The sequence below is a fragment of the Steroidobacter gossypii genome, assembly GCF_016801985.1.
Lineage (GTDB): Bacteria > Pseudomonadota > Gammaproteobacteria > Steroidobacterales > Steroidobacteraceae > Steroidobacter > Steroidobacter gossypii.
Window position 1 is genome coordinate 68,139 of record NZ_JAEVLS010000008.1, and the last position, 22,818, is coordinate 90,956.

At 62.6% G+C, this 22,818-nt stretch carries 27 protein-coding genes; 21 read left to right on the plus strand and 6 right to left on the minus strand.

Annotation, left to right across the window (positions count from 1 at the left end; genetic code table 11):
- Positions 1–15 precede the first annotated feature (15 nt).
- The 3 genes from JM946_RS26490 to JM946_RS26500 are packed head-to-tail and all read right to left on the minus strand — an operon-like array spanning position 16 to position 1,997.
- A complete protein-coding gene (locus tag JM946_RS26490; RefSeq protein WP_203170444.1) occupies positions 16–822 on the minus strand; it encodes a DUF4198 domain-containing protein in 807 nt (268 codons plus the stop codon).
- Between the two features lie 21 nt (positions 823–843).
- Positions 844–1,362, minus strand: a complete 519-nt coding sequence (locus tag JM946_RS26495; RefSeq protein WP_203170446.1) for a DUF2271 domain-containing protein — start codon at positions 1,360–1,362, stop codon at positions 844–846.
- A gap of 8 nt (positions 1,363–1,370) precedes the next feature.
- The gene (locus JM946_RS26500; protein ID WP_407700606.1) at positions 1,371–1,997 is read right to left on the minus strand and encodes a PepSY-associated TM helix domain-containing protein; all 627 of its coding nucleotides are present in this window, start codon (positions 1,995–1,997) and stop codon (positions 1,371–1,373) included.
- 204 nt (positions 1,998–2,201) lie between these two features.
- On the opposite strand from JM946_RS26500, the gene JM946_RS26505 reads away from it, so the two are divergent.
- The 5 genes from JM946_RS26505 to JM946_RS26525 all read left to right on the plus strand — a co-directional run bounded on the left by JM946_RS26505 (position 2,202) and on the right by JM946_RS26525 (position 5,749).
- The gene (locus JM946_RS26505; RefSeq protein WP_269141125.1) at positions 2,202–3,587 is read left to right on the plus strand and encodes an L-serine ammonia-lyase; all 1,386 of its coding nucleotides are present in this window, start codon (positions 2,202–2,204) and stop codon (positions 3,585–3,587) included.
- Positions 3,588–3,692: 105 nt separating this feature from the next.
- The gene (locus JM946_RS26510; protein WP_203170449.1) at positions 3,693–4,838 is read left to right on the plus strand and encodes a DUF6607 family protein; all 1,146 of its coding nucleotides are present in this window, start codon (positions 3,693–3,695) and stop codon (positions 4,836–4,838) included.
- Positions 4,839–4,928: 90 nt separating this feature from the next.
- Positions 4,929–5,129, plus strand: a complete 201-nt coding sequence (hemP, locus tag JM946_RS26515) for a hemin uptake protein HemP (RefSeq protein ID WP_203170450.1) — start codon at positions 4,929–4,931, stop codon at positions 5,127–5,129.
- 108 nt (positions 5,130–5,237) lie between these two features.
- Entirely contained in the window at positions 5,238–5,432 is a 195-nt protein-coding gene (locus JM946_RS26520; RefSeq protein ID WP_203170452.1) for a hypothetical protein, read from the plus strand.
- A gap of 14 nt (positions 5,433–5,446) precedes the next feature.
- Positions 5,447–5,749: a hypothetical protein gene (locus JM946_RS26525; RefSeq protein ID WP_203170453.1), complete on the plus strand. Its 303-nt coding sequence runs from the start codon at positions 5,447–5,449 to the stop codon at positions 5,747–5,749.
- A gap of 9 nt (positions 5,750–5,758) precedes the next feature.
- Here the strand turns inward: JM946_RS26525 and JM946_RS26530 are convergent, their stop codons facing one another.
- From JM946_RS26530 to flgA, 3 genes are all read right to left on the minus strand, one after another.
- Positions 5,759–6,244 carry a flagella synthesis protein FlgN gene (locus JM946_RS26530; protein WP_203170455.1) on the minus strand — a complete coding sequence of 162 codons (486 nt, stop codon included), beginning with the start codon at positions 6,242–6,244 and terminating at the stop codon, positions 5,759–5,761.
- Positions 6,245–6,262: 18 nt separating this feature from the next.
- The gene (gene flgM, locus JM946_RS26535) at positions 6,263–6,574 is read right to left on the minus strand and encodes a flagellar biosynthesis anti-sigma factor FlgM (protein ID WP_203170456.1); all 312 of its coding nucleotides are present in this window, start codon (positions 6,572–6,574) and stop codon (positions 6,263–6,265) included.
- A 292-nt stretch (positions 6,575–6,866) separates the two neighbouring features.
- A complete protein-coding gene (gene flgA / locus JM946_RS26540) occupies positions 6,867–7,487 on the minus strand; it encodes a flagellar basal body P-ring formation chaperone FlgA (RefSeq protein ID WP_269141126.1) in 621 nt (206 codons plus the stop codon).
- A 614-nt stretch (positions 7,488–8,101) separates the two neighbouring features.
- On the opposite strand from flgA, the gene flgB reads away from it, so the two are divergent.
- From flgB to JM946_RS26620, 16 genes are all read left to right on the plus strand, one after another.
- Positions 8,102–8,512, plus strand: coding sequence for a flagellar basal body rod protein FlgB (flgB, locus tag JM946_RS26545; protein WP_203170460.1), 411 nt, complete (start codon positions 8,102–8,104; stop codon positions 8,510–8,512).
- Between the two features lie 18 nt (positions 8,513–8,530).
- Positions 8,531–8,944 (plus strand): flagellar basal body rod protein FlgC, encoded by a 414-nt coding sequence (gene flgC / locus JM946_RS26550; RefSeq protein WP_203170462.1) that lies wholly within the window; start codon positions 8,531–8,533, stop codon positions 8,942–8,944.
- 24 nt (positions 8,945–8,968) lie between these two features.
- Positions 8,969–9,643: a flagellar hook assembly protein FlgD gene (locus JM946_RS26555; protein ID WP_203170464.1), complete on the plus strand. Its 675-nt coding sequence runs from the start codon at positions 8,969–8,971 to the stop codon at positions 9,641–9,643.
- 123 nt (positions 9,644–9,766) lie between these two features.
- Positions 9,767–10,990, plus strand: coding sequence for a flagellar hook protein FlgE (gene flgE / locus JM946_RS26560; protein ID WP_203170466.1), 1,224 nt, complete (start codon positions 9,767–9,769; stop codon positions 10,988–10,990).
- A 39-nt stretch (positions 10,991–11,029) separates the two neighbouring features.
- Entirely contained in the window at positions 11,030–11,773 is a 744-nt protein-coding gene (gene flgF / locus JM946_RS26565) for a flagellar basal-body rod protein FlgF (protein WP_203170468.1), read from the plus strand.
- A gap of 36 nt (positions 11,774–11,809) precedes the next feature.
- Positions 11,810–12,595 carry a flagellar basal-body rod protein FlgG gene (gene flgG / locus JM946_RS26570; protein ID WP_203170469.1) on the plus strand — a complete coding sequence of 262 codons (786 nt, stop codon included), beginning with the start codon at positions 11,810–11,812 and terminating at the stop codon, positions 12,593–12,595.
- Positions 12,596–12,613: 18 nt separating this feature from the next.
- Positions 12,614–13,279, plus strand: a complete 666-nt coding sequence (gene flgH, locus JM946_RS26575; RefSeq protein ID WP_203170470.1) for a flagellar basal body L-ring protein FlgH — start codon at positions 12,614–12,616, stop codon at positions 13,277–13,279.
- Between the two features lie 30 nt (positions 13,280–13,309).
- Positions 13,310–14,434: a flagellar basal body P-ring protein FlgI gene (locus JM946_RS26580; protein ID WP_230980002.1), complete on the plus strand. Its 1,125-nt coding sequence runs from the start codon at positions 13,310–13,312 to the stop codon at positions 14,432–14,434.
- Between the two features lie 12 nt (positions 14,435–14,446).
- On the plus strand, positions 14,447–15,403 hold the full coding sequence (flgJ, locus tag JM946_RS26585) for a flagellar assembly peptidoglycan hydrolase FlgJ (protein WP_203170471.1): 957 nt from the start codon (positions 14,447–14,449) through the stop codon (positions 15,401–15,403).
- A 40-nt stretch (positions 15,404–15,443) separates the two neighbouring features.
- On the plus strand, positions 15,444–17,333 hold the full coding sequence (flgK, locus tag JM946_RS26590) for a flagellar hook-associated protein FlgK (protein WP_203170472.1): 1,890 nt from the start codon (positions 15,444–15,446) through the stop codon (positions 17,331–17,333).
- A 6-nt stretch (positions 17,334–17,339) separates the two neighbouring features.
- Positions 17,340–18,548 (plus strand): flagellar hook-associated protein FlgL, encoded by a 1,209-nt coding sequence (gene flgL / locus JM946_RS26595; RefSeq protein ID WP_203170473.1) that lies wholly within the window; start codon positions 17,340–17,342, stop codon positions 18,546–18,548.
- A gap of 233 nt (positions 18,549–18,781) precedes the next feature.
- Positions 18,782–20,224 carry a flagellin N-terminal helical domain-containing protein gene (locus JM946_RS31405; RefSeq protein WP_203170474.1) on the plus strand — a complete coding sequence of 481 codons (1,443 nt, stop codon included), beginning with the start codon at positions 18,782–18,784 and terminating at the stop codon, positions 20,222–20,224.
- Between the two features lie 6 nt (positions 20,225–20,230).
- Positions 20,231–20,605, plus strand: coding sequence for a flagellar protein FlaG (locus JM946_RS26605; RefSeq protein WP_203170475.1), 375 nt, complete (start codon positions 20,231–20,233; stop codon positions 20,603–20,605).
- Between the two features lie 16 nt (positions 20,606–20,621).
- Positions 20,622–21,989, plus strand: a complete 1,368-nt coding sequence (gene fliD / locus JM946_RS26610; RefSeq protein WP_203170476.1) for a flagellar filament capping protein FliD — start codon at positions 20,622–20,624, stop codon at positions 21,987–21,989.
- Positions 21,990–22,075: 86 nt separating this feature from the next.
- A complete protein-coding gene (gene fliS / locus JM946_RS26615; protein WP_203170478.1) occupies positions 22,076–22,480 on the plus strand; it encodes a flagellar export chaperone FliS in 405 nt (134 codons plus the stop codon).
- On the plus strand, positions 22,477–22,818 hold the full coding sequence (locus tag JM946_RS26620; RefSeq protein WP_203170480.1) for a hypothetical protein: 342 nt from the start codon (positions 22,477–22,479) through the stop codon (positions 22,816–22,818). The genes fliS and JM946_RS26620 overlap by 4 nt, the downstream gene beginning before the upstream one ends.

A 22,818-nucleotide genomic window follows, 5' to 3' on the forward strand; every position in this document is an offset into this window, starting at 1 on the left:
GAGGACCGCCTGAACTTATTGCGGCAACACTTCGAAGGTGGCCACGTAGCTCAGCCGGCGTTGTTTGGCCTGTTTCAACGATGTCTTCTGATCCTGCATCGTGGTCTCCAGCCAGTACATGCCCGGGGTCGGCCAGTCGATGCTCAGCTCGCCGTTGGCATCGGTTTTGAGCTGCTGCTCCTGCTGCTCGTTGCGATAGCGCGTGCCGCCAGGCTGCACCACCACTTGCAGATTCGCGGCCGGTTTGCCGTCGAGCAGGAAACGGAACTTCGAGGTTTCACCGGCGTACAGATCGTTCGGATGAGACAGTGGCAGCAACTCCAGGCCGACATTGGCCGGCTTCAGCGCGGCTTCGGTCGGCTTGCCGGCGGTCACGAACGTTTCGACACGGCCCACTGATTCGCTCACTTCCAGATTTTTGGCGTCGGCGGGCACTTCGTTAGCGAACCGGGCGGCGGTGCCGCGCCAGCGCTTGCGGGCGCCGTTTTCCTCGTAGCTGGCGAACAGGCCCTGATTGACCAGCGCCACCTTGTAGGTCCCGTTCTGTTTCAGCTGCACGTCGAACACGCTGCGATACTTGCCGGTGTGCGCATTCTCGGCCGTGACTTTCGTACCGTCCGGTGCGGTGATGGCCAGATTGTCCAGACGCAGCGGCACGTGATTGAAATAGAACAAATCGTTCGAGACCGCGGCGTCCACCGTGATCCATTGATCGACGGTCGATACGGTGGCGGAGGGCAGCAGCCACATCTTGTGCGCGTGGCTGGCAAAGGGCGCAAGCAGCGCGGAAGCGACGGCGACGACGCGAAGTGCGGTTTTCATGATGGTTCTCGCGAGTTGGAATTACGGAACGACGTTGAGCGTGACGGCGCCGAGCTCGGTCTTGCCCTGGGCCGTCGCCTGTTGTTTCTGGGTTCCCGGCCATTCGAACGGCAGGCGCAGCAGCTCGCGCCCGCCAACTTCGCGCGCCGCTTCGACCACCAGGTTGTATTTGCCCGGCGCGAGTCGAGCGAGTTGCTGGTCGGTGCTCCTGAAGCTGAGCGCATGTTCGCCGACCGGACGGGTCGCGCCGGTGACGCCGTCGATGGGCATATCCAGCTCACGGCCGCCGCGACGCCACCACTGGCGCAGGTCTTTCAGCCATTGGGTCCCGTCTTCTTTTTTGGGATCGGTTTGATACCAGACGGCCAGTTGCGCGGCGGTGCTTTGATCCTGGTTCTCGACCCATACCGCGATGTAGGGACGGTGATACTCGGCCACGTCGAGGCGGGGAATCTGCAGTTTGATATTCAGCTCCGCTGCGGACGCCGCTGCGCTCCCCATCAGCAGCACGGCGCCGGCCAGTGTCGCGATCCATCTCATATTCGACCTCAGTGAATAAACAAAATGGCCAGCAGCAATGGCAGCACCAGTCCCAAGCCCACCATGGGCCAGGTGCCGGGACGATTGCCCGCATGCATCTTCAACAGCAGCAGGCCCGTCACTGCGAACACCAGCGCCGCGAATGCGAACACGTCGATGAACAGGCTCCACGCCGAACCGGTGTTGCGTCCTTTGTGCAGATCGTTGAAGTAAGACAGCCAGCCGCGATCGGTGAGTTCGTGGGTGACCGCGCCGTCTTGCAGGTTCACCGTGAGCCAGGCATCGCCGCCGGGGCGGGGCAGCGACACGTATATCTCTTCATCGGACCATTCGGTCTCGCGTCCGTCGACACGAACTGACAGGCTTTCACCGAGCCATTCGGCGACCGACGCAGGCAGCGCTGCTTTCTCGTCACCCTCGCGCTCCCATAGCTGGCGCAGTTGCGCAACCAGTGGCGCAGGCATCTCGGCTGCCTGCGTTGTTACTTCGGGCTTCGCCCCAATCCAGGAGGCGTGGTTCAAAGTGAAGCCGGTGATGCTGAACAACACCATGCCCACCAGGCACATGGCGGCGCTGACCCAATGCCACTGGTGCAGGTGCTTGAGCCAGAACGCCCGGCTTTTTTGCTGAGAAATCACGGAGCTACGATGTTGGTCAGTTCTTGTCGAGACAGTTCGCGGGCCGGTAATGGGCGGACATATTGATGAGAACAATTCTCATTGGCAAGAGCCTGTCGTGAGAAATTCGAAATCTGTGCGGGTTTGTGTGTTCGGCCACGACCCCGGGCTGCAGGCGCAACGCGTATATTTGCGGCCCCATTTGGATGACGAGGGACTCTCTTGAGCGCAGCGACCGTCAGTGTGTTCGACATGTTCAAGATCGGCATCGGTCCATCGAGCTCGCACACCATGGGCCCGATGACGGCCGCCTGCCGATTCGCGCAGTCGCTGGAGCAGCGGGGTGTGTTGGCCAGGGTCGCGCAGGTCACGGTGAGTTTGTTTGGTTCGCTGGCGCTGACCGGCAAAGGACACGCGACGGACACGGCTGTTACTACCGGACTCGCCGGGTGGTTGCCCGCGCAAGTGGATCCGGATGCGGCTGCCAGACTGATCGACGAGGTGCGCCAACACGGCAAGCTCCGCTTGGCCGGAAGTCACGAGATCGACTTCCGCATGGAGCGCGACATCCATTGGAAGTACAAGGAAAGCTTGCCGTATCACCCGAATGCTCTGACGCTGTTCGCGCGTGACGGCGCCGGCGAACTGTTACACGAAGCGACTTTCTATTCCGTCGGTGGTGGCTTCGTAGTCAGTGATGAAGAGGCGAAGGCGCCGGCCGCTGCCACTGCCGCGGCCACGATTCCGCTGCCATTTTCCAATGCGGCGGAGCTGTTGGAAGTGGCCGAGAGCCAGGGCCTGACGATCGCCGAAGTGATGATGCGTAACGAATGCGCGGCGCGCTCTCGGGAAGAAGTGCTGGCCGGCCTGGATCGCATCTCGGACGCCATGAATTCCTGCATCGATCGCGGCTTGCGTCAGGAAGGCATCCTGCCGGGCGGGCTGCAGGTGAAGCGTCGAGCCGCAAAGCTGCGCGCCGCGCTGGAGAAGCGCGAACAAACCAATTCCGCCGATGGCCTCATCGCCATGGATTGGATCAATGCGTGGGCGCTCGCCGTCAATGAAGAAAATGCAGCCGGCGGCAAAGTCGTGACTGCGCCGACCAATGGAGCTGCCGGCGTGGTGCCAGCTGTACTGCGCTATTACGATCGCTTCTGTAACGGTACGCGCGAAGGACGCCATACTTTTCTGCTGACCGCCGCCGCTATCGGCTCGTTGTACAAATCCAATGCGAGCATCTCGGCCGCGGAAGTGGGCTGTCAGGGAGAGATCGGCGTGGCATGTTCCATCGCCGCGGCGGGTCTGGCTGCTGCGCAGGGCGGCACCAACGAGCAGATCGAAAATGCTGCCGAGATCGGCATGGAACACAACCTCGGTCTGACCTGCGATCCCATCGGCGGTCTGGTGCAGATTCCCTGCATCGAGCGGAATGCGACCGGCGCCGTGAAGGCGGTGGATGCTTCGCGCCTCGCGTTGATGGGCGACGGCTCGCATCACGTCACGTTGGATCGCGTGATCGAAACTATGCGTCGTACCGGCGCCGACATGCAGTCCTCGTACAAGGAAACCTCTCTCGGCGGCCTCGCCGTGAATCTGCCGGAGTGCTGAACTCCTGTTCCTGCGGCGAGTTAACTCCTCAGCGACGGCTCGTTACACTGACGCGCACCGCCAGGACCGCGTCGGATCCGAGCTGAATGCGTTCAGGAGTTGGCCATGATCAAATTCGAGCGTTGGTGGGCTGTCATCGCGGCAGCCGTATTTGTCACTGCCGCGAATGCAGACGAGTACGCGGGCAAACCTAAACAACAAACCGGTTCGCCGGCTCGCTACACATTCTCCTGGCCGTTAGATTCGGGTGCGCCGGCGCCACGCGGCGGCACGACCAAGGGCGCGCCGGTCACCCTGGATCTCGAGCCATCCAAAGCCTGGAAGGAACTGCGCGCGGAAGGGCTCTCAGCACCAGAGCGCGACCGGCGCGCGATACTGGCGATGGCGGGGACTTACCGCGTCACTTTCGACTTTCTGGAAGTCGTGCCGTTCGTCACCCAGGAAAAGCCGAATGCCCCGTATCAATCCTGGGGCACTGAAAAAGTTTACGTCGATAGCGACGACGGCAAGCACATCAGCCTGGTGCACATTCTCGAAATGCGCATCGTGCAGAAGGACGGCTCCATCAGCGAGCCCATGGTGACCAAACATTGGCGGCAGGACTGGCGCTACGAGCCGACGCACATCGTCGAGTATCGCGGCCGTGATCGTTGGGAGCGTCGCAAGCTCGACGCTGCCGAGTCCAGGGGCGCGTGGCTGCAAACCGTGTATCAAGTCGACGAGTCGCCGCGCTATGCCAGCGTCGGGCGTTGGGAACATTCCGCCAGCTTCTCTACATGGATGAGCGGCGATACCTGGCGTCCGCTGCCTCGTCGCGAGTGGAGCGTGCGCGACGACTATCAAGTGCTGGTCGGAACCAATCGTCACACCGTCGCGCCGACCGGCTGGGTGCAGGAAGAAAACAATCTGAAAACCGTGCTCACCGCCGCGCGTGAACTGGACCCGGCGCGTCCTTACCTCGGTCGTGAATATGGTGTGGCTCGTTACGAGCGGATTCGCGACGCCGACTTTGCACAGGCGGACACTTACTACCAAAAGACCAAACAATTCTGGGATCAGGTGCGCGACGAATGGTCGCGGATTTTCGTGCAGCAGGGGGCAGTCACATTGAAGGGGCCCGTCGATAAGCTGGGTCTGTTCTTTCCGCTATTCGCCCAAGCAGATGCCGTAGCGGAGCAGGGCGCCGCGGCCAGCGCGCAGAACCAGGCTGTCATACGTAAGTCATTGAAAGACATGGACGCTTTGCCTTAAGGAGCGGCTCCATTCAGAGCGATCGGCAAAAAAACAAAAAAGTCCAATAGACGCTTGCTTTGTTATTGAGAAGCATTATCATTTGCACCCATGCTGCAACACCAACCGAAAACCCCTCTCCGCCCCGCGGAGCTTCGATCGCCGGCCAACGAGCTGCCTCGCGGGCCGGCGATTCCTTTACTGCGCTCCGAAGAGCTGTTCGGCAAGGCGCGGGAAATTCTGATCGAGCACAGCGGCGGCTATTACCGCCTGCGTGTGACTAACAGCAACAAGCTGATTCTCACCAAATAACGGGCCTTCCCCCGGGCCCGAGCCCGCCAGCGCCAGCGCTTCGCATGGCGCAGCCAGCTACTTCATTCGCGCGCCGAATAACAAACATCGGCGCCAGCTGAGGTAGTTGTGACAACACATGTTTGGTTGCTGAGTTTCGCGATTGGGACCTGGCTGCTGGCTCTCGCACTCGTCTACTCGGCATCGCCGCGCCAGCGTTGGTTGCGCGTGCCACTTCCCGCATTTCCCACTCGCGTCAGCGCCGTGCTCGCCGCCATCGTCGGTTGCAAGGCGCTGGCCGAAGCGCTGAGTTTCTTGTCCTAGAGGAGAGATTCGTGATGAATGCAGTCGTATCCCGCCGCTGTCTGACTCGGGTGATGACGGATGACGATCGCGGCGTGGAAGTGGCGCAACTGCAGTCGGTGATGCATCGGATTCAAAGCTCGCTGCGCGATGTGCCCATCGCTCAACGGGAATACATCGCCAATGCGCTGCTGAACCTGGCGGTGACGCGCATGCTGAAGGAGGAGGGCAAGACGCTCACGGCGAGCATCCTGCTGCGGCTGGGAGACGTCGTGGCGAACAGCGATTCGCCGCCGGCTCCCGAAAGAGCCGTCGACTTGAATCACATCAACGCCTGAGTTCGTTTCTTAGACGGACACCAGCACGCGCCCGGTGCGCGGCTGATTCTGGAACGCGCCCTGACGGCCGTACACTTTCGGCTGGTCGGCGCGGCCCGTGACCACGTCCAGCATGCCTTGCACGCGATTGAGTCGTGCAGTGACCAGCGCGCCGTTGCGATCGTTGGCCGAGCGACAGCGACTGGCGCGTTCACCCAGTTGTTTCCAACGGAGGCGCAATTGTTTCGACGGGTCGCACCACGCGAGGATGCGATCCAGGCCGTGCATGTCGGCCGGCACGTTCAACGCACGGCACAGCGACTTGCGCTCGTCTTCGATACGCAGCAAGGTGCCGATGCAGTTCTGTCGCGCCTGGGCCGCGCGATCCAACGCTTCGACGTCGTTGGCTACCAGCAATTCATGTTCACGGTCGAGCAGCGTCTGCAGCTGTTCGAGCGTGTTCGATTCTTCAGCGATCAGTTTGTCGAGATGATCGCGACAGGCAACCGGATCCACGGACCTTGACTCCTTGAATTAGTGAGCTGCTCCCAGTTCGCGATCCATGCGGAGCAACTTGTCGGCGATGCGCTCCGGCACCACCTGATAACTACCGTCTTCGATGGCCTGGCTGATGCGGGCGACCTTCGCCTCGTTCACCACCGGCAAGCCATTCACCGTCTGTTCCAGCGCCGCCAGCTGGCGGGCCTGGTCGGTGATCTGCACGGGATTGGCCGGCTTGGCCGCCACCTCGGCGGAATTTGCGGCGCCATCACGCGTGCGCGACACCGACTTATCGGCGCCCACCTGCACGGGGGTGTTCTGGTAGCCAGTGATTTTGGTAGTCACGTCCAGTTCTCCGGTTGCGGCAATGACAACCACGTCGCGCCGCTCGGAGGGTGTAACGGCCGCGATTCTGAGAACTTTAGCAACCTCATCGGCCACGGCCTCAGAGGTGCCTTAGGGGAAACTCGCAATTCGCGTGTTGCCGCTGTGACAATAGGTCAAATCGACTGGGCTTCATTCACTCCCGCTGAGCGGTCCTAGTGGGATCTGCCGCACGCTTCCGGCCCTCGGCGCGGGGTAGCGATACAGGAAATCCCTCAATGTCAGAAAACCGGCGCGTCCACGGCCCGTTCTGTCAAGAACCGACCCTGACAACGCCATCACTTTCCACCACACCTTCCACAATCTTGAGCGAGCTCACATTCTGAACCCGCACGCGCTCGGACGCCGCGCCCTCGGTGAGGGCTTGCCCCTGCGCGCGAATCTGCACCGGACCGTTGGCGGCGATCAGCGTTACCTGCTGACCGCGACGAACCAGGATGTCCGGCTTGAGCATGTCGACCGTGAGCACCGTGCCGACCGGCAGGGAGCGAGTCAGTCGGTGACCCTTCAGGCTGCCGATGTCATTGATAAAGAGCGACGCTCGTCCCGCCACTCGCCGCACCTGCGGCTCCACGTCCGTGATCTCGACTCGCGACCGACGCGCCAGCGGTCGGCGGAGCACGAGGACGGATACCTCAACCTCGATCGTCACCGGTACATAGATGGTCCAGGGCGCGGCGTTCGGGCAGCGCACGCCGATGGTCATGCGGCCGGAGCTCATTCCCGTGCCTTGCGAGAAAGCCTCGAGCGGCGAAGCGCATTCATCCAGGCGCAAGCGCGGGTCGAGCTTGTTGGCGGTCACGAAATGTTTGACGGAATTTTCCGGCAGGGAAGACCGTACGAACTCTTCAGCCGCGGCCTGAATAGCGTCCAACGATTGGATACTCGCGCTGGCATATGACGCCTGCGCATGCGCAGGGCCCGCCAACAGCAGGGCTGCCAAAGCACACATCAAGAAGCGCTGTATCACGTTATCAACCGCCGAGAATCGTCGTCTCATTGACGCTGCCTGAAATAAAGCAATTCAAATGCCAGAACCCACGCACCGCCCCAGTTCGTGCGCACCCATGCCCCACCCATCGTAGGAACTGTGACGCAGCTGACAAATCAGGCGGATGCCTAAACGAGCTTCTGCGTTGGGCCTGTTCGGTAGCTGCGAACGGCTGGTTGGATTGCGGGCGCAGCTGTTGGAAGAGAAGAGGCGTCGTTGGTTTGCGTCACCTCGCGCGACGCCGACACGTTTGCTGCGACGGATGGCGTCGGGGAAGAAGAGAGAGGTAGCCGGGCGCGGCGCGAAATGCGGACGTATTGATCTTCGTTCTGCTGCCGGGGCGGCAAGGGTTTGCCGCGGCGGCGTGATGGACGTCGCGAGATTTTCGTTTGCTCGGGATGGCGCGGCAGGAAACGGCGAGGAAACATGCGGGTCGCGAGAAAGTGGCACGCGCCTTGCTAACTACATTCGCAGACAGTTTTCTGACGGATGCAGTGATGACGAGCGCAATCGACAAACATCTCGGAGTACACGCGCAAGCGTTGAACTTGCGCTCACAACGCACCGAGCTGCTCGCAGCGAATCTCGCGAACGCCGACACGCCGGGCTACCGCGCCCGTGACATCGACTTCAAGAGCGCGCTCGCGCAAGCAAGTGGCAACGCCAAGCACGGCGTGCAACTGCAGACAACGAACGCCGCACACATCGGCCCGAAGCAAGTTAACGGCGCACCCGCGCCCGAACTGAAATATCGGACCCCGCTCGCGCCCTCACTCGACGGCAACACCGTGGACGCGCAATTGGAACAGGCCGCCTTCGCCGAGAACACCGTTCGTTATCAGGCCACGCTGCAGTTCCTGAACTCGAAGTTCCGCGGCCTCATGACGGCCATCACCGGCGGCCAGTAATAGAGAGGTAACGACGTCATGTCCTCTTTCGACATATTCAATATCGCCGGCTCCGGCATGAGCGCACAGTCCGTGCGCCTCAACACCACCGCCAGCAACCTCGCCAACGCCGACAGCGTGAGCGGCGATCCGAATCAGGTCTACAAGGCCAAACATCCGCTGTTCGAAGCCATCCGCACCGGCCTCGGCAAGGACGCGACCAGCGCGGGCGTCGCCGTGAAAGGAATATTCGAGAACCAGGCCGCGCCCACCGCGCGCTACGAGCCAGGTAACCCGCTCGCCGACGCCAATGGTTACGTGTATGCGCCGAACGTGAACACCGTCGAAGAGATGGTCGACATGATCTCCGCCTCGCGCTCGTATCAGAACAACGTCGAAGTGATGAACACCGCCAAGGAAATGATGCTGGCCACGCTGCGGCTGGGCCAGTAGTCGTAAAGAGATATCGGAGCCACCATGTCCCTGACCACCGATCCGATCCAGAACTGGGCCGCGCAGGCGCAGGCAGCCGCCGAAGCGCAGGCCAAGAAGGATCAAACCCTCGGCATCGATTCGTTCCTGACGCTGATGACCGCGCAGCTGAGAAATCAGGATCCGCTGAAGCCGCTGGAAGGCACCGAGTTCATTTCGCAGCTCGCCACCTTCGGCACCGTGTCCGGCGTGCAGGAGATGCAGACTTCGTTGGAAACATTGGCCGCCTCGCTGCGCTCCACCCAGACCTTGAACGGCGCCACCATGATCGGTCGCGACATTCTGGTCTCGGCCTACAGCTTCGATCACACCCAGGGCGGCACCGTAACCGGTCAGATCGATGTGCCGGCTGGCACGTCGTCTCTGCAGGTGCGCATCACCGACTCCACCGGCGCCGTGGTGCGTGAGATCCAGCTGGAGACCGCCGAGGGCGTGCGCGACTTCACTTGGGACGGATTGCACACCGACGGCACCCCGGCCGAGTCGGACACATACGACATCGAAGCCGTCGCCACCGTGGGCGGGCAGACGGGATCGCTCGAGGTGCTGATGGCGGGCCGCGTGTCCAGCGTCAGTCTCGACGCCACCGGCACCAATCTCACTTTGAACACCAGCGCGCTCGGCCCGGTGGCCATGGCCAACGTGCGACGCGTGCAGTAACGGTCACGCTGTGACACTTCGCCAAAGCATCCCGATCGAGCTGGTCTTGCGACCAGCGACGTCATCGGGCTCAGGGTAGTCGAAACGTTCGGTTTTGTATTCTTCGTCTTAGGAGCATCCTCCATGTCTTTCGGTATCGCGCTCAGCGGTCTCAATGCGGCTCAGCAGGACTTGAACGTCACTGCCAACAACATCGCCAACTCCTCGACCACGGGCTTCAAGCAGTCGCGCGCCGAGTTCGCCGAGCTGTTCGCGGTGTCTCCGTTCGGCGTGAATCGCAATGCGCACGGTAACGGCGTGAAAGTCGCCTCGGTGTCGCAGCAGTTCACTCAGGGCAACATCAACACCACCAACAACAGCATGGACCTGGCCATCAGCGGCCAGGGTTTCTTCGTGGTCAACGACGGCGGCGCGTTGGCCTACACCCGCGCCGGCGCGTTCCGGCCGAACAACGACGGCTACGTGGTGAACAGCCTCGGCCAGCGTCTGCAGGTGTATCCGCCTTCGGCCACCGGCAACTTCAACACCAGCACCATGACCGATCTGCGTCTGGTGACCACCGAAAGCTCGCCGTCGGCGACGACCGAAGTCGAGACGGTGTTCAATCTGCCGTCCGCCGCCACAGTGCCGACCACGACGCCGTTCGATGCCGCGGATGAAACGAGCTACAACACCGCGCGATCGATGACGGTGTACGACTCGCTGGGTGCGGCCCACACCGCCAGCATGTACTACGTGAAGACGGCGACCAACGAATGGGACATTCACATGACCATCGATGGCAACCCGGCCGGCACGCAGCATCTGGTGTACGACCAGAATGGCAATCTGACGACGCCGGCCAACGGTCAGTTCGTGCTGCCGACTTACGATGCCGCGGCGGGCCTTTCGACGGGTGCGGCGCCGATGAATCTCACGTTCGATCTGAGCCGCACCACCCAGTACGGCGAAACCTTCAGCATGACTTCGATCACGCAGGACGGATACACCACCGGCCGCCTGATCGGCATCGACATCGATGCCACCGGTGTGGTGCAGGCTCGCTTCACCAACGGTCAGTCGACGCAGCTCGGCCAGGTCGCGATCGCGAACTTCTCCAATCCGCAGGGCCTGCAGCAGCTGGGCGACACCAACTGGGCGCAGACCTTCGCCTCCGGCCAGCCGTTGAACGGCCAGGCAGGCAATTCCGGCTTCGGTCTGATTCAGTCGGGCGCGTTGGAAGCATCGAACGTCGACATCACCGCGCAGCTGGTCAACATGATCACCGCGCAACGTAACTTCCAGGCCAACTCGCAGATGATTTCGACCGCCGACCAGATCACGCAGACCATCATCAATATTCGCTAACTCGCCCGGGAACTCACTCCAGGTGAGATCGAGTAACTAATGGACCGCTTCCTCTACATCTCGATGTCGGGCGCCAAGGAAACCTTGCGCGCCCAGACCGCGAACAACCACAACCTCGCCAACGCGAGCACGACCGGTTTTCGCGCCGACATGAGCGCGTTTCAGTCGCGAGCCGTGGCCGGTTCGGGATACGCGTCCCGTGCCTACGCGACCAACTCGACCACGGGTTGGGATCCGACCCAAGGCGCACTGATCGCCACCGGTCGCGAACTGGATGTAGGCATCAACGGTCCGGGTTGGATTGCGGTGCTCGGCAGGGACGGTCGCGAGGCGTACACCCGTGCCGGCGATCTGCGTGTCGATCCGAACGGCATGCTGATGACGGGCACGGGATTGCAAGTGATGGGCGAGGGCGGCCCGATCAGCGTGCCACCCAACATGTCGGCGACCATCGGCGCCGACGGCACGATTTCAGTCATTCCCTTGGGGCAGGGCGCCGAGACCACGGCGATGATCGGTCGCATCAAGCTGGTGAATCCGCCGGATGCGGAGATGGTTCGTGGCGAAGACGGTTTGTTTCGTAGCGCCACGGGCGCCGATCTGCCGGCGGATGCGAGCGTGAAGCTCGTTACCGGCTCGCTCGAGACCAGCAACGTCAACACCGCGGACGCCATGGTCAACATGATCGAGCTGGCGCGTCGCTTCGATCTGCAAGTGAAGGCGATGCGCACCGCCGAAGAGAACGCGGCCACTGCCGCGCAATTGCTCCGCGGCGGCATCTGATCGCCACTCAACATCAGTTATTTGTAGGGTTTCATCATGAATCCAGCTTTGTGGGCCGCCAAAACCGGACTCGATGCGCAGCAGACGCGCATGTCCGTCACGTCCAACAACCTCGCCAACGTCAACACCACCGGCTACAAGAAAAGCCGCGCCGTGTTCGAGGACCTCTTGTATCAGAACGTGCGTCAGGTCGGCGGCTCGACCTCGCAGGACACCGTCGCTCCGACCGGCTTGTCGCTCGGCACCGGTGTGCGCGTGGTGGCGACGGAGAAGCAGTACACCCAAGGCAATATGCAGACCACGGGCAACAGCCTCGACGTGGCGGTGAGCGGCCGCGGCTTTTTCCAGATCCTGCTGCCGGACGGCACCATGGGTTACACGCGCGACGGCAATTTCGAAGTGAACCCGCAGGGCGAACTCGTGACCGCCAGCGGTTATCGCGTGCAGCCGGGAATCACCATCCCGGACGGCGTACAGAGCGTCACCATCGGCAAGGATGGCGTGGTCACCGTGCAGATGGCGGGCGAAGCCAATCCGATGCAGGTCGGCACCTTGCAGCTGGTCGACTTCATCAATCCGTCCGGCCTGCAGCCGCGCGGTGAAAACATTCTGGTCGAGTCCGCCGCGAGCGGCGCGCCCCAGACCGGCACGCCGGGCTTGAACGGCCTGGGCTTCATCGAGCAGGGCTCGCTGGAAGCCTCCAACGTCAACGTGGTGGAAGAGCTGGTCAACATGATCGAGACCCAGCGTGCTTACGAGATGAACTCCAAGGCCATCTCGACCACGGATCAGATGCTGTCGTATCTGACGAACCAGCTTTGAGCTGACTGAGCGATTACCATGCGCAATCTGTTCGTGACCGTCGCGGCCGCCTCGATGCTCGGCGGCTGCGTCACGCCGCCGAAAGAGCCGGATTGGTCCGCCACCTGGCCCGAGCCGGCGCCAACCCAGGAGCATGCCAATGGCGCCATCTTCCAGGCCGGCCACGACATCGCCTTGTTCGAGAACGCGGTGGCGCGTCGAGTCGGCGACACGCTGACGATTCGACTCAACGAGCGCACCAACGCGCAGAAGAGCTCGAGCACCTCGACCAGCAAGGCCACCAGCGTCGAGCTGCCGGGACCGACCATTGCCGGCCGGCCGGTCACTCGCCACGGCACGGCCATCCTCAATGCGCAGGTCGACAACAGCACGTCGTTCGAAGGCGAAGGCGACAGCGCGCAGAGCAACCGGCTCGAGGGCGACATCACGGTGACGGTCGCGCAGCGGCTGCCGAACGGCAATCTTCTGGTCAGGGGCCAGAAATGGATCACCATCAATCAGGGTCGCGAGTACGTGCGCATTCAAGGCATCGTGCGTCCCATCGACATCGATCCCGATAACTCCATCTCATCTTTGAAAGTTGCCGACGCGCAAATCGCGTATGGCGGCAAGGGCGCGCTCAACGACGCCGCCACGCCGGGCTTGTTGGCACGATTCTTCAATGCTCCCTGGCTGCCGTTCTGATTTACGGCGCCCATACGGATCGATAGCGTGATGAAGCTCACAAAGGTTCTTGCCACACTGACCATGGCCGCAATGTTTGCTGCTTCGGCCATGTTTTCCGTGCCGGCCCGGGCCGAGCGCGTCAAAGATCTGGCGTCGGTGGCCGGCGTGCGTGGCAACCAGCTCGTGGGCTACGGTTTGGTGGTCGGTCTCGACGGCACTGGTGATCAGACCAGCCAGGCGCCATTCACGATTCAAAGCATTCGAAACATGCTCGCCAAGTTCGGCGTGACGATTCCCGCCAACGTGAATCCGCAGTTGAAGAACGTTGCCGCGGTCACGGTGCGCGCCGATCTGCCGCCGTTCTCCAAGCCCGGTCAGACCATCGACATCACCGTCGACTCCATCGGCAACGCAACCAGCTTGCGCGGCGGCAGCTTGTTGATGACTCCGCTGCGAGGTATCGATGGTGAGGTGTATGCGATCGGTCAGGGCAGCCTGGTGGTCAGCGGCTTCGGCGTGCAAGGCAAGGACGGCTCGCGCATTTCGGTGAACGTGCCGAGCTCGGGTCGCGTGCCGAATGGCGCGACAGTGGAGCGCGCGGTTCCGAATAACTTCGCAAGCGAGCCGTATGTCACGCTCAATCTCAACACGCCTGACTTCACGACCGCGGCGCGTTTGACGGACGGCATCAATCAGATGCTCGGTCCCGACACGGCTCGCGCGATCGACGCGGTGTCCGTGCGCGTCCAGGCGCCGACCGATCCGAGCCAGCGCATCGCTTATCTATCGACGCTCGAAGCGATCGAAATCCAGCCCGGCGAAGCGCCCGCGCGCGTGATTGTGAATTCCCGCACCGGCACCGTGGTGATCGGATCGGCCGTTCGCGTTACGCCGGCCGCCGTTGCGCATGGCTCGCTGTCTGTGACGATCACCGAGCGCAACGACGTGAGCCAGCCGAATCCTTTCTCGGACGGCCAGACCGTCGTGACTCCGCGATCCGATATTCAAGTGGAGCAGCCGGAAGCACGCATGTTTGTGTTCAACGCCGGCGTGAATCTCGACGAGATCGTGCGCGCAGTGAATCAGGTCGGTGCTGCGCCCGGCGACCTCGTCGCCATTCTCGAAGCGCTGAAAGAAGCGGGCGCGCTGCGCGCCGAGCTGATCGTCATCTGAAGAGTTGCGACCATGACAGCCCCCGTCAACTCATCCTTCGATTTCGCCGCGCTGGCGTCGCTGCGTACGGACGCCGTCACCAAGCAGGACGCGGCGACACTGAAGGAGGCGGCCAAGCAGTTCGAGAGTCTGTTCACGCAAATGATGCTGAAGAGCATGCGTGATGCGAACCGCGCCTTCGGCGAAGGTTCGATGTTCTCGAGCTCGCAAGGCGATTTCTACCAGGACATGTTCGACGACCAGATCGCGCTCGAATTGTCCAAGGGCAGCGGACTGGGGCTGGCCGACGTGCTGGTGCGCCAGTTGACACAGGCAGGTCTGGTGAAAGCGCCGGATGCCACGGCCACCACGCAGGCGGTGTCCAGCGCAACGTTTCCGGCAAGCACGCAGAACGTTGCTGCCGGCGAAGATCATCAACCGCTGGCTCAGTCCAAGGAAGATTTCGTGCGCATGATGTGGCCGCACGCACAGCGCGCTGGCAGCGCTTTGGGTGTGGATCCGAGTGCTCTGGTGGCGCAGGCCGCCCTGGAAACCGGTTGGGGCCGCGCCGTGCCGACGCATTCGAGCGGATCGAGCAGCTATAACCTGTTCGGCATCAAAGCGGGCACGAGCTGGGAAGGCGCGACCGCCAGCGTGCCGACTCTTGAATTCGAAGACGGCGTCGCCGTCCGCAAAGTAGAGCGTTTCCGTGCTTACGCTTCTCCGGCCGACAGCTTCAACGATTATGCCCGGCTGATCGGCAACAACTCCCGTTATGAAAACGCGCGAGGCGCCGGTAGCGATGTGGCCAGCTTCGCCTCGGCGTTGCAAGCCGGCGGTTACGCCACCGATCCGAACTACGCGCAGAAAATCGTGGCAGTGGCCGACGAAGTGCGCGCTCTGACCAACAACGTCTCGTCGGAACACAACCTAAAGTTCGCCACGCTCGCGCCGACAAACGGCGTTAGCGGCGGATTGCGTCGGTTGTGAGATTCGATGAGCCACCCGCAACCGCTTTCCCGGTGAAGTCATGGCAGACCTTTTGAACACCAGCATTTCCGGCTTGCTCGCGTTTCAGCGGGCGCTGGATGTCACCAGCCATAACATCACCAACGCCAATACCCCTGGCTACAGCCGGCAGTTGCCGGACTTCACCACGCGCACGCCGCAGTTCATCGGCGGCAACTGGGTGGGCGCGGGCGCGGACGTCACCGCGATCAATCGCGCTTATGACAATTTCCTTGCCGGGCAATCGCGCAGCGCCGCCAGCGCCTTCAACCAATCGAATACGTATGCGACCCAGGCGGCGCGCGTCAGCAATCTGTTTGCCGATTCGACCACGGGCCTGAGCGCCACGATGCAGAAGTTCGTCAACTCGCTGCAGGCCGTGGCGGATTCGCCGAATTCGATCGCCGCGCGTCAGACCATGCTGAGTGAAGCGCAGTCGCTGGTCGAGCGTTTGAAGAGCTACGACGCCAGCCTGCGCAGTCTCGACAGCCAGGTGAACGCTTCCATCTCCACCGAAGCCGACACCATCAGCTCGCTGGCGCGCGGCATCGCCGAGTTGAACAAGCAGATCGCCGGTGGCCATGCGCACACCGGCCAGGCGCCCAACGATCTGCTCGATCAGCGCGATCGCCTGCTGGATGAGTTGTCCAAACACGTCAGCGTGAGCGTCACCAGGACGGACGACAACCAGATGAACGTGTTCATCGGCAACGGTCAGCCGCTCGTGGTTGGCGACGATCCGGCGCGCGTGGTCGCGACCAGCGATCCATACGATGCAACTCGCAAGCGCCTCTCGGTGCAGTCGAGCGTCGGCACCATCGATATCACCGGCTCCATCTCCGGCGGCAGCTTGGGCGGCCTGCTCAGCTTTCGCTCGGAAATGCTCGACCCCGCGCGTAACACCATCGGACGCATGAGCGTCGCGCTGGCGGATGTGATGAACGAGCAGCACCGCGCCGGCATGGATCTCAACGGCGACATGGGCGGCGACTTCTTCTCGGTGGGCGGCGTCGATGTGCGTCCTCATTCGAACAACACCGGCACCGCCACCGCCGTGGTCACGCGCACGGATACCGGCGCGCTGACCAACAGCGATTACATCCTTACCAACACTGCGGGCGGCTGGACCATGCGCCGCAGTGATGGCACGACGGTGACGATGACGGGCACGGGCACGGCAGGCGATCCGTTCGTGGCCGACGGTCTGTCCATCGTCGTCAGCGGCGCGGCCAACGTCGGCGACAGTTTGCAGATCAAGCCGACCTCGGGCGCGGTGAGCCCGATGCGGGTGCTGATCAACGATCCCGCCGAGATCGCGGCGGCAGCGCCCATCGTGGCGCAGGCCGGTGCGGGCAATCAGGGCAATGCCACCATCAGCCCGGGCGAGGTGTTGAATCCCACCAACCCGGCGTTACGCACGGCAGCCACCATCACTTTCACCAGCGCGACCACTTATCAGATCAGCGGCGATCCGACCGTCTACACGTACACGCCGGGCGCCAACATCGACGCCAACGGCTGGCGCGTTGAGATCAACGGCACGCCGGCGGCAGGCGACACCTTTACTGTCGGCGACAACAGCAACGGTACCGGCGACAATCGCAACGCGCTGCTGCTGTCCGGTCTGATGTCCGAGCCGGTGTTGAACAACGGCACCACCTCGCTGTCGGCGGCAGTCGGTCAGTTCGTCGGTGACATCGGCGTCAAGACCAATCAGGCGCAGGTGACGGCCGCCGCGCAGAAGGTGGTTGCCGAAGAAGCACAGGCGTCCATGGACGCGGTGTCCGGCGTCAATCTCGACGAGGAAGCCGCCAACCTGTTGCGCTATCAGCAGGCCTACATGGCCATTTCGCAAATGATTCGAGTCGCGGACACGTGTTTCCAGTCCGTGCTCCAGGCCACCGGCGGGTAATCGAGCATGCGCATCTCCACTCTCGGCTTTTCCATGGGCTCGGTGAGCGCGATGATCGATCAGCAGTCCGCGCTCGCGAAACTGCAGAATCAGGTTGCGCTCGGCCTGCGCGTTTCAACGCCAGCCGACGATCCCATTGCCTACGTGCACATCCAGGAGTTGCAGCGCGCGCAGTCAGAATCCGAGCAGTTCGCCAAGAACAGCACGCTGGCCAAGAACCGTCTGAGTCTCGAGGAGCAGGCTTTCGTCGATACCAGCAACGTCATGACGCGCGTGCGCGAACTGCTGGTGCAGGCCGGTAACACCGGCACGTTGAGCGATACCGATCGTCGCTCCATCGCGACCGAGCTCGCGGCGCGCCTGGACGAGTTGCAGGCCATTGCCAATCGCCAGGACGGCAATGGCGAATATCTGTTCTCGGGCTACTCGACCCGCACCGAGCCGTTCTCGGGCGGCGACGGCACGCCGATCAACTACGTCGGGGACCAGGGCGCCCGGCAGTTGCAACTCTCCACCACACAGCGCGTGGCCGACAGTCACAACGGCTTCGAAGTGTTCGTGAACATTCCGGAAGGCAATGGCACGTTCTCGACCGCCGTGAACATGAGCAACACCGGCTCGGGCATCATCGACATCGGTTCGGTGGTGGATCGGCCGAGCTGGGTGCCGGACGATTACACCATCACTTTCACATCGCCGACCGATTATGAGATCACCGACAGCGCGGCGCCTCCGAACGTCGTTGGCACCGGTACCTACACGTCGGGCAGCGCGATCACGTTCAACGGTGTGAGCGTGACGATCACCGGCGCGCCGGCGGCCGGCGATACCTTCGAAGTGAACCGCAGTCGTAGCGAAAGCATCTTCGATACGATCGGCGAGGTCGTGAACATCCTCAACACGCCGGCGGGCGACGCCACTGCGAACGCCAAACTCACCTCGACGTTGCGGGGTTCGCTACAGCAGCTGGATCAAGCGAACGATCATTTCCTGAGCGTGCGTGCGCAGGTGGGTGTGCGGCTCGCGACCATCGACAGCGTCGATGCCTCGCGCGAGGCGACCGATATCGACCTGAAGAGCACATTGTCGGATCTGCGCGATCTCGACTATGCCCAGGCGATCGCACAAATGAATCAACAACTGGTGGGACTGCAGGCAGCGCAGATGTCCTACACCAAGATCGCCAACCTGTCGCTGTTCAACTATCTGCGCTGATCGGCGCACGCGGCCGGTACGTAGGCGTTTTAACCTTGCGCGCGTCAATGTAAAGCATTGTCTGTGACCGAATGCTCAGTTTGCATCGATGTAGTGACAGCTCCTCAAGTTCCCCCAGGGCGCACCGATAAAGGACTCGAACAGCAGTCCGGCGCACATCACGCCGTAAGTGCTGAGATGCAAAGCCGAGGAACAAGGGTTCAGCGGCAAGGTAATCACCAGGAGTTAGTTTCATGGCACTTGTAATCAACACGAACGTGATGTCGCTGAACGCTCAGCGTAACCTGTCGACATCCGCCAACCAGTTGGCGACCTCCCTGCAGCGTCTGTCTTCGGGTCTGCGCATCAACAGCGCGAAAGACGACGCCGCCGGTCTCGCCATCTCCGACCGTCTGACCTCGCAGATCAACGGCCTCACGGTCGCTGCTCGTAACGCCAACGACGGTATCTCTCTGGCGCAGACGGCCGAAGGCGACCTCGCCCAGATCGGCAACAACCTGCAGCGTATGCGTGAGCTGGCCGTGCAGTCCGCCAACGCGTCCAACAGCGCCTCCGACCGCGCTGCGTTGAACGCCGAAGTGGCGCAGCTCGCCGAGGAAATCGATCGCGTCGCCCAGGCTTCCGCCTTCAACGGCGTGAAGTTGCTCGACGGTTCGTTCCAGGCTCAGACCTTCCAGGTCGGCGCCAACGCGACCGCTTCCGACCAGATCACGGTCTCTTCGATCGCCAACGCCCGCTCGAGCGCGCTCGGTGCGTTCAACGGCTTCTCGGCGCAGAACCAGTCGGTGACCTACAACGCCGCCGGCGGCACTTTCTCCGTGGACACCGGCGCTGGCGCCGTGGCCATCGCGGGCGGTGCGACTCTCGCGACCGACGCGAAAGTGCTGGTCAACGCGATCAACTCCCAGGGCATCAACGGCCTGACCGCGACGGCGGACGCCACGGTTGCGACGGGTAACCTGACCGGCGCGGGCACCGTGACGGCTTCGGGCAACTCGACCCTGACCATCAACGGCATCCAGATCACGATCGCCGGCTCGGCCAGCTCCGCTTCCAACATCGCCAATGCACTGACCGCGATCAACGCGCAGTCGGCTGCCACGGGCGTGACGGCGGTGGACACCGGTGCGGGCCTCGAGCTGACGGCCGCCGACGGTCGTAACATCAGCGTCGCCAACTTCGCCGCTGGCGGCGCCACTGGCGCCAACCTGGCCAGCTACGGCCTGGGCGGTCTGACCAACCACACTGCGACCTTCGATGTGAACTACGTCGCGCCGAACGGCGTTACGTCGATCACTTTCGGCGGCACGATGGTGACCGGCCTCGGCACCGGCGCCAACACGATCGCGCAGACCGGTACGGCCATCAGCGCCATCGACGTGACGACTGCCGACAATGCGCGTAACGCGCTGGCCTCGATCGACGCAGCGCTGAGCCAGATCAGCAGCGCCCGCGCTTCGCTCGGCGCCACGCAGAACCGCTTCCAGTCGGTCGTCTCCTCGCTGCAGACCACTGCCGAGAACTTGACTGCTTCGCGCAGCCGAATCCAGGACGCGGACTTCGCGTCGGAAACGGCCGCCATGACCAAGGCCCAGATCCTGCAGCAGGCGGGTACGGCGATGGTCGCGCAGGCCAACTCGGCTCCGCAGAACGTGCTGTCGCTGCTGCGTGGTTAATGAGTGATGAGCAGGCTTGACGCAAGTCAGGTCGAAGCGGGCGGGGAGGTCGCAAGACCTCTCCGCTCGCCGTCATTTCCGCAGCCGACCGCGGCTGCCGAAGCGACGCGGCCAGCGCCGAAGGATGTTACGAACAGCGCGCCGGTCGAGCCTTCGCACGACGAGGTGAAGCGCGCGGCCGAGCAGTTGGAAACGTTCATGCAGAGCATGAATCGTTACTTGGAATTTCGGGTCGACCAGGGCAGCGGTCGCACGGTGGTCACTGTCAAGGACAAGACCACGGGCGACACCATCCGGCAGATCCCCTCGGAAGAAGTGCTGCGCCTGGCGCAAAACCTGGGCGGCAAGGCACCCACCGGTCTGATCGATCAGACCGTGTAACGCTTAAGGAATACATATGACAGGCGTGGTTGGCGGCTCTTCGATCGACGTGAACAGTCTGGTCTCCCAGCTGGTGGCGGCGGAACGCAAACCGCTGGACAATCAGTTGGCGCGCGCGACTCAGCGTGTCTCCACGCAGATTTCCGCCACCAGTGCTTTGCTGGGCGCGCTGTCCAGCTTCCAATCGGCCTTGAACGGTCTGCGAACCACGACCGCGTTCAGTGGCCGTTCGACCACCAGCACCAATGAAGACATCGTCACCGCCACCGCCACGGCGAACGCCGCGCCGGGTCGTTACGATATCGAAGTCGAACGGCTGGCGAGCGCACAACAGATTTCCTCGGTCGCGTTCCCGGCGGGCGCGACCAGCGTGGTGGGCAACGGCTCGCTGACCTTGTCGCTGGGCGGCAGCAGTTTCACCGTGAGCATCGGCGAGCCCGGCAACACGCTGGCCGATGTTCGCAACGCCATCAACTCCGCAACCAACAATCCCGGCATCAGCGCCTCCATCATCAATGCGGCCGATGGCGCGCACCTGGTGCTGACCTCGACCAAGACCGGCGCAGCGAACGCGATTCAAGTCACTCAGTCGGGCACGCTATCGCAGCTGGAGTACACGAGCACCAATCAGGCCAACTACACTCAGTTGCGCGCCGCGCAGGATGCGCTGGTCCACGTGGCCGGTTATTCCGCCACCAGCGCTACCAACGTCGTCACCGGTGTGATCGACGGCGTGTCGTTGAACCTGGAATCGGCCGAACCGGGCACCACCGTTGGCGTCGAAGTCGTCTATGACAAGGCGGCCGCGAAGGACAAGATCAAGGGCTTCGTCGCCGCATACAACTCGCTGCGTGGCATGCTGACGCGCTTGGGCGGCTATGACTCCGCCAGCAAAACCGCTGGCCCGATGCTGGGCGATGCGATGTTGAGCAGCATCGATTCGGAAATCCGCCGCACGCTGTCGAGCCCCGTGGCCGAGGCGGGCGATGTTTATCAGACGCTCGCAGCCATCGGCATCACCACGCAGAAGGACGGCACGCTGTCGATCGACGAGACCAAGCTCGACACCGCGCTGGCCAACGATTTCGACGGCGTGAGTCGCCTGTTCGGCAATCCCGCAACCGGTTTGGCCGCGAGGCTGCACGAGCAGATCGGAGATCGCCTGGCCGATGGCGCGGCCATCGACACGCGCAACGAAAGCTTGCTGTCGGAGCAGCGCGCTCTGCAGAAGAAGAAAGAAGACATCGACATCCGCATGTCGATGGTGCAGCAGACCTATCTGAAACAGTTCACGCGGCTCGACACGCTGTTGTCTTCGTTGTCGGCGACTTCGGCGTATTTGACGCAGCAGATCGATTCGCTGCCCAAGTGGTCGTCTGATTAAACCGTGAGCCACACGGTGGTTTCGGGCACTCAAGTAACCCTTGCGAGCGCCGTTATCTCCACCAAGGATCGATGGAGCGCTTGAGCATGCTGGGTTACGCAAAGTCTTCGAATCTCGCCGCTTATCAGAGCGCAGCTGCGCACGGCGGCGTGGCTGCTTCCGACCCGCATCGCTTGATCGTGATGCTGCTCGATGGCGCGCTGGAGCGTATCGCGACGGCGCGTGGCTGCATGCAGCGTAACGAGACGTCGGAAAAGGCCCGGCTCATCAACCGCGCCGTGTCCATTATCGGTGAGCTGCGCAGCAGTCTCGATTTGCGCAATGGCGGACAGATCGCCGCCAACCTCGCCGAGCTGTACGATTACATGTGCCGCCGGCTGTTGCTCGCCACCACCGAGAACAAGGTCGAGATGCTCGACGAAGTCAACTCGCTGTTGCACGAGATCCGCGGCGCCTGGATCGCGATCGCTCCCGAGGGCCGAAGCAGATGAGCTCCGCCATCGCCGACGGCGTGCTCGCCGCGACTCACAAGCTCGTCCAGCAGGCCATGACTGGCCAGTGGCAGGACGTACCGAAGACGGTGCAGGAGCGTCGCGAGCTGCTCGACAACCTGTCGGCGTCAGCCTCGCCGCAGGATCGTCAGTGGCTGGGCGCGCTTCAGCAGGCGATGGCAGAATCCGATGCAGCGGTCGCCAAGATCGCGCCCGCGCATGTTTCGATGACTGAGAGTTTGCAACCACAATCGCAGGGACCGACTGTCGCCGCGGCCGATACGCCGAGCTCGGCCGCAGTGGACAGCATGATGGAGCTGCTCCGACAGAGCAGATAG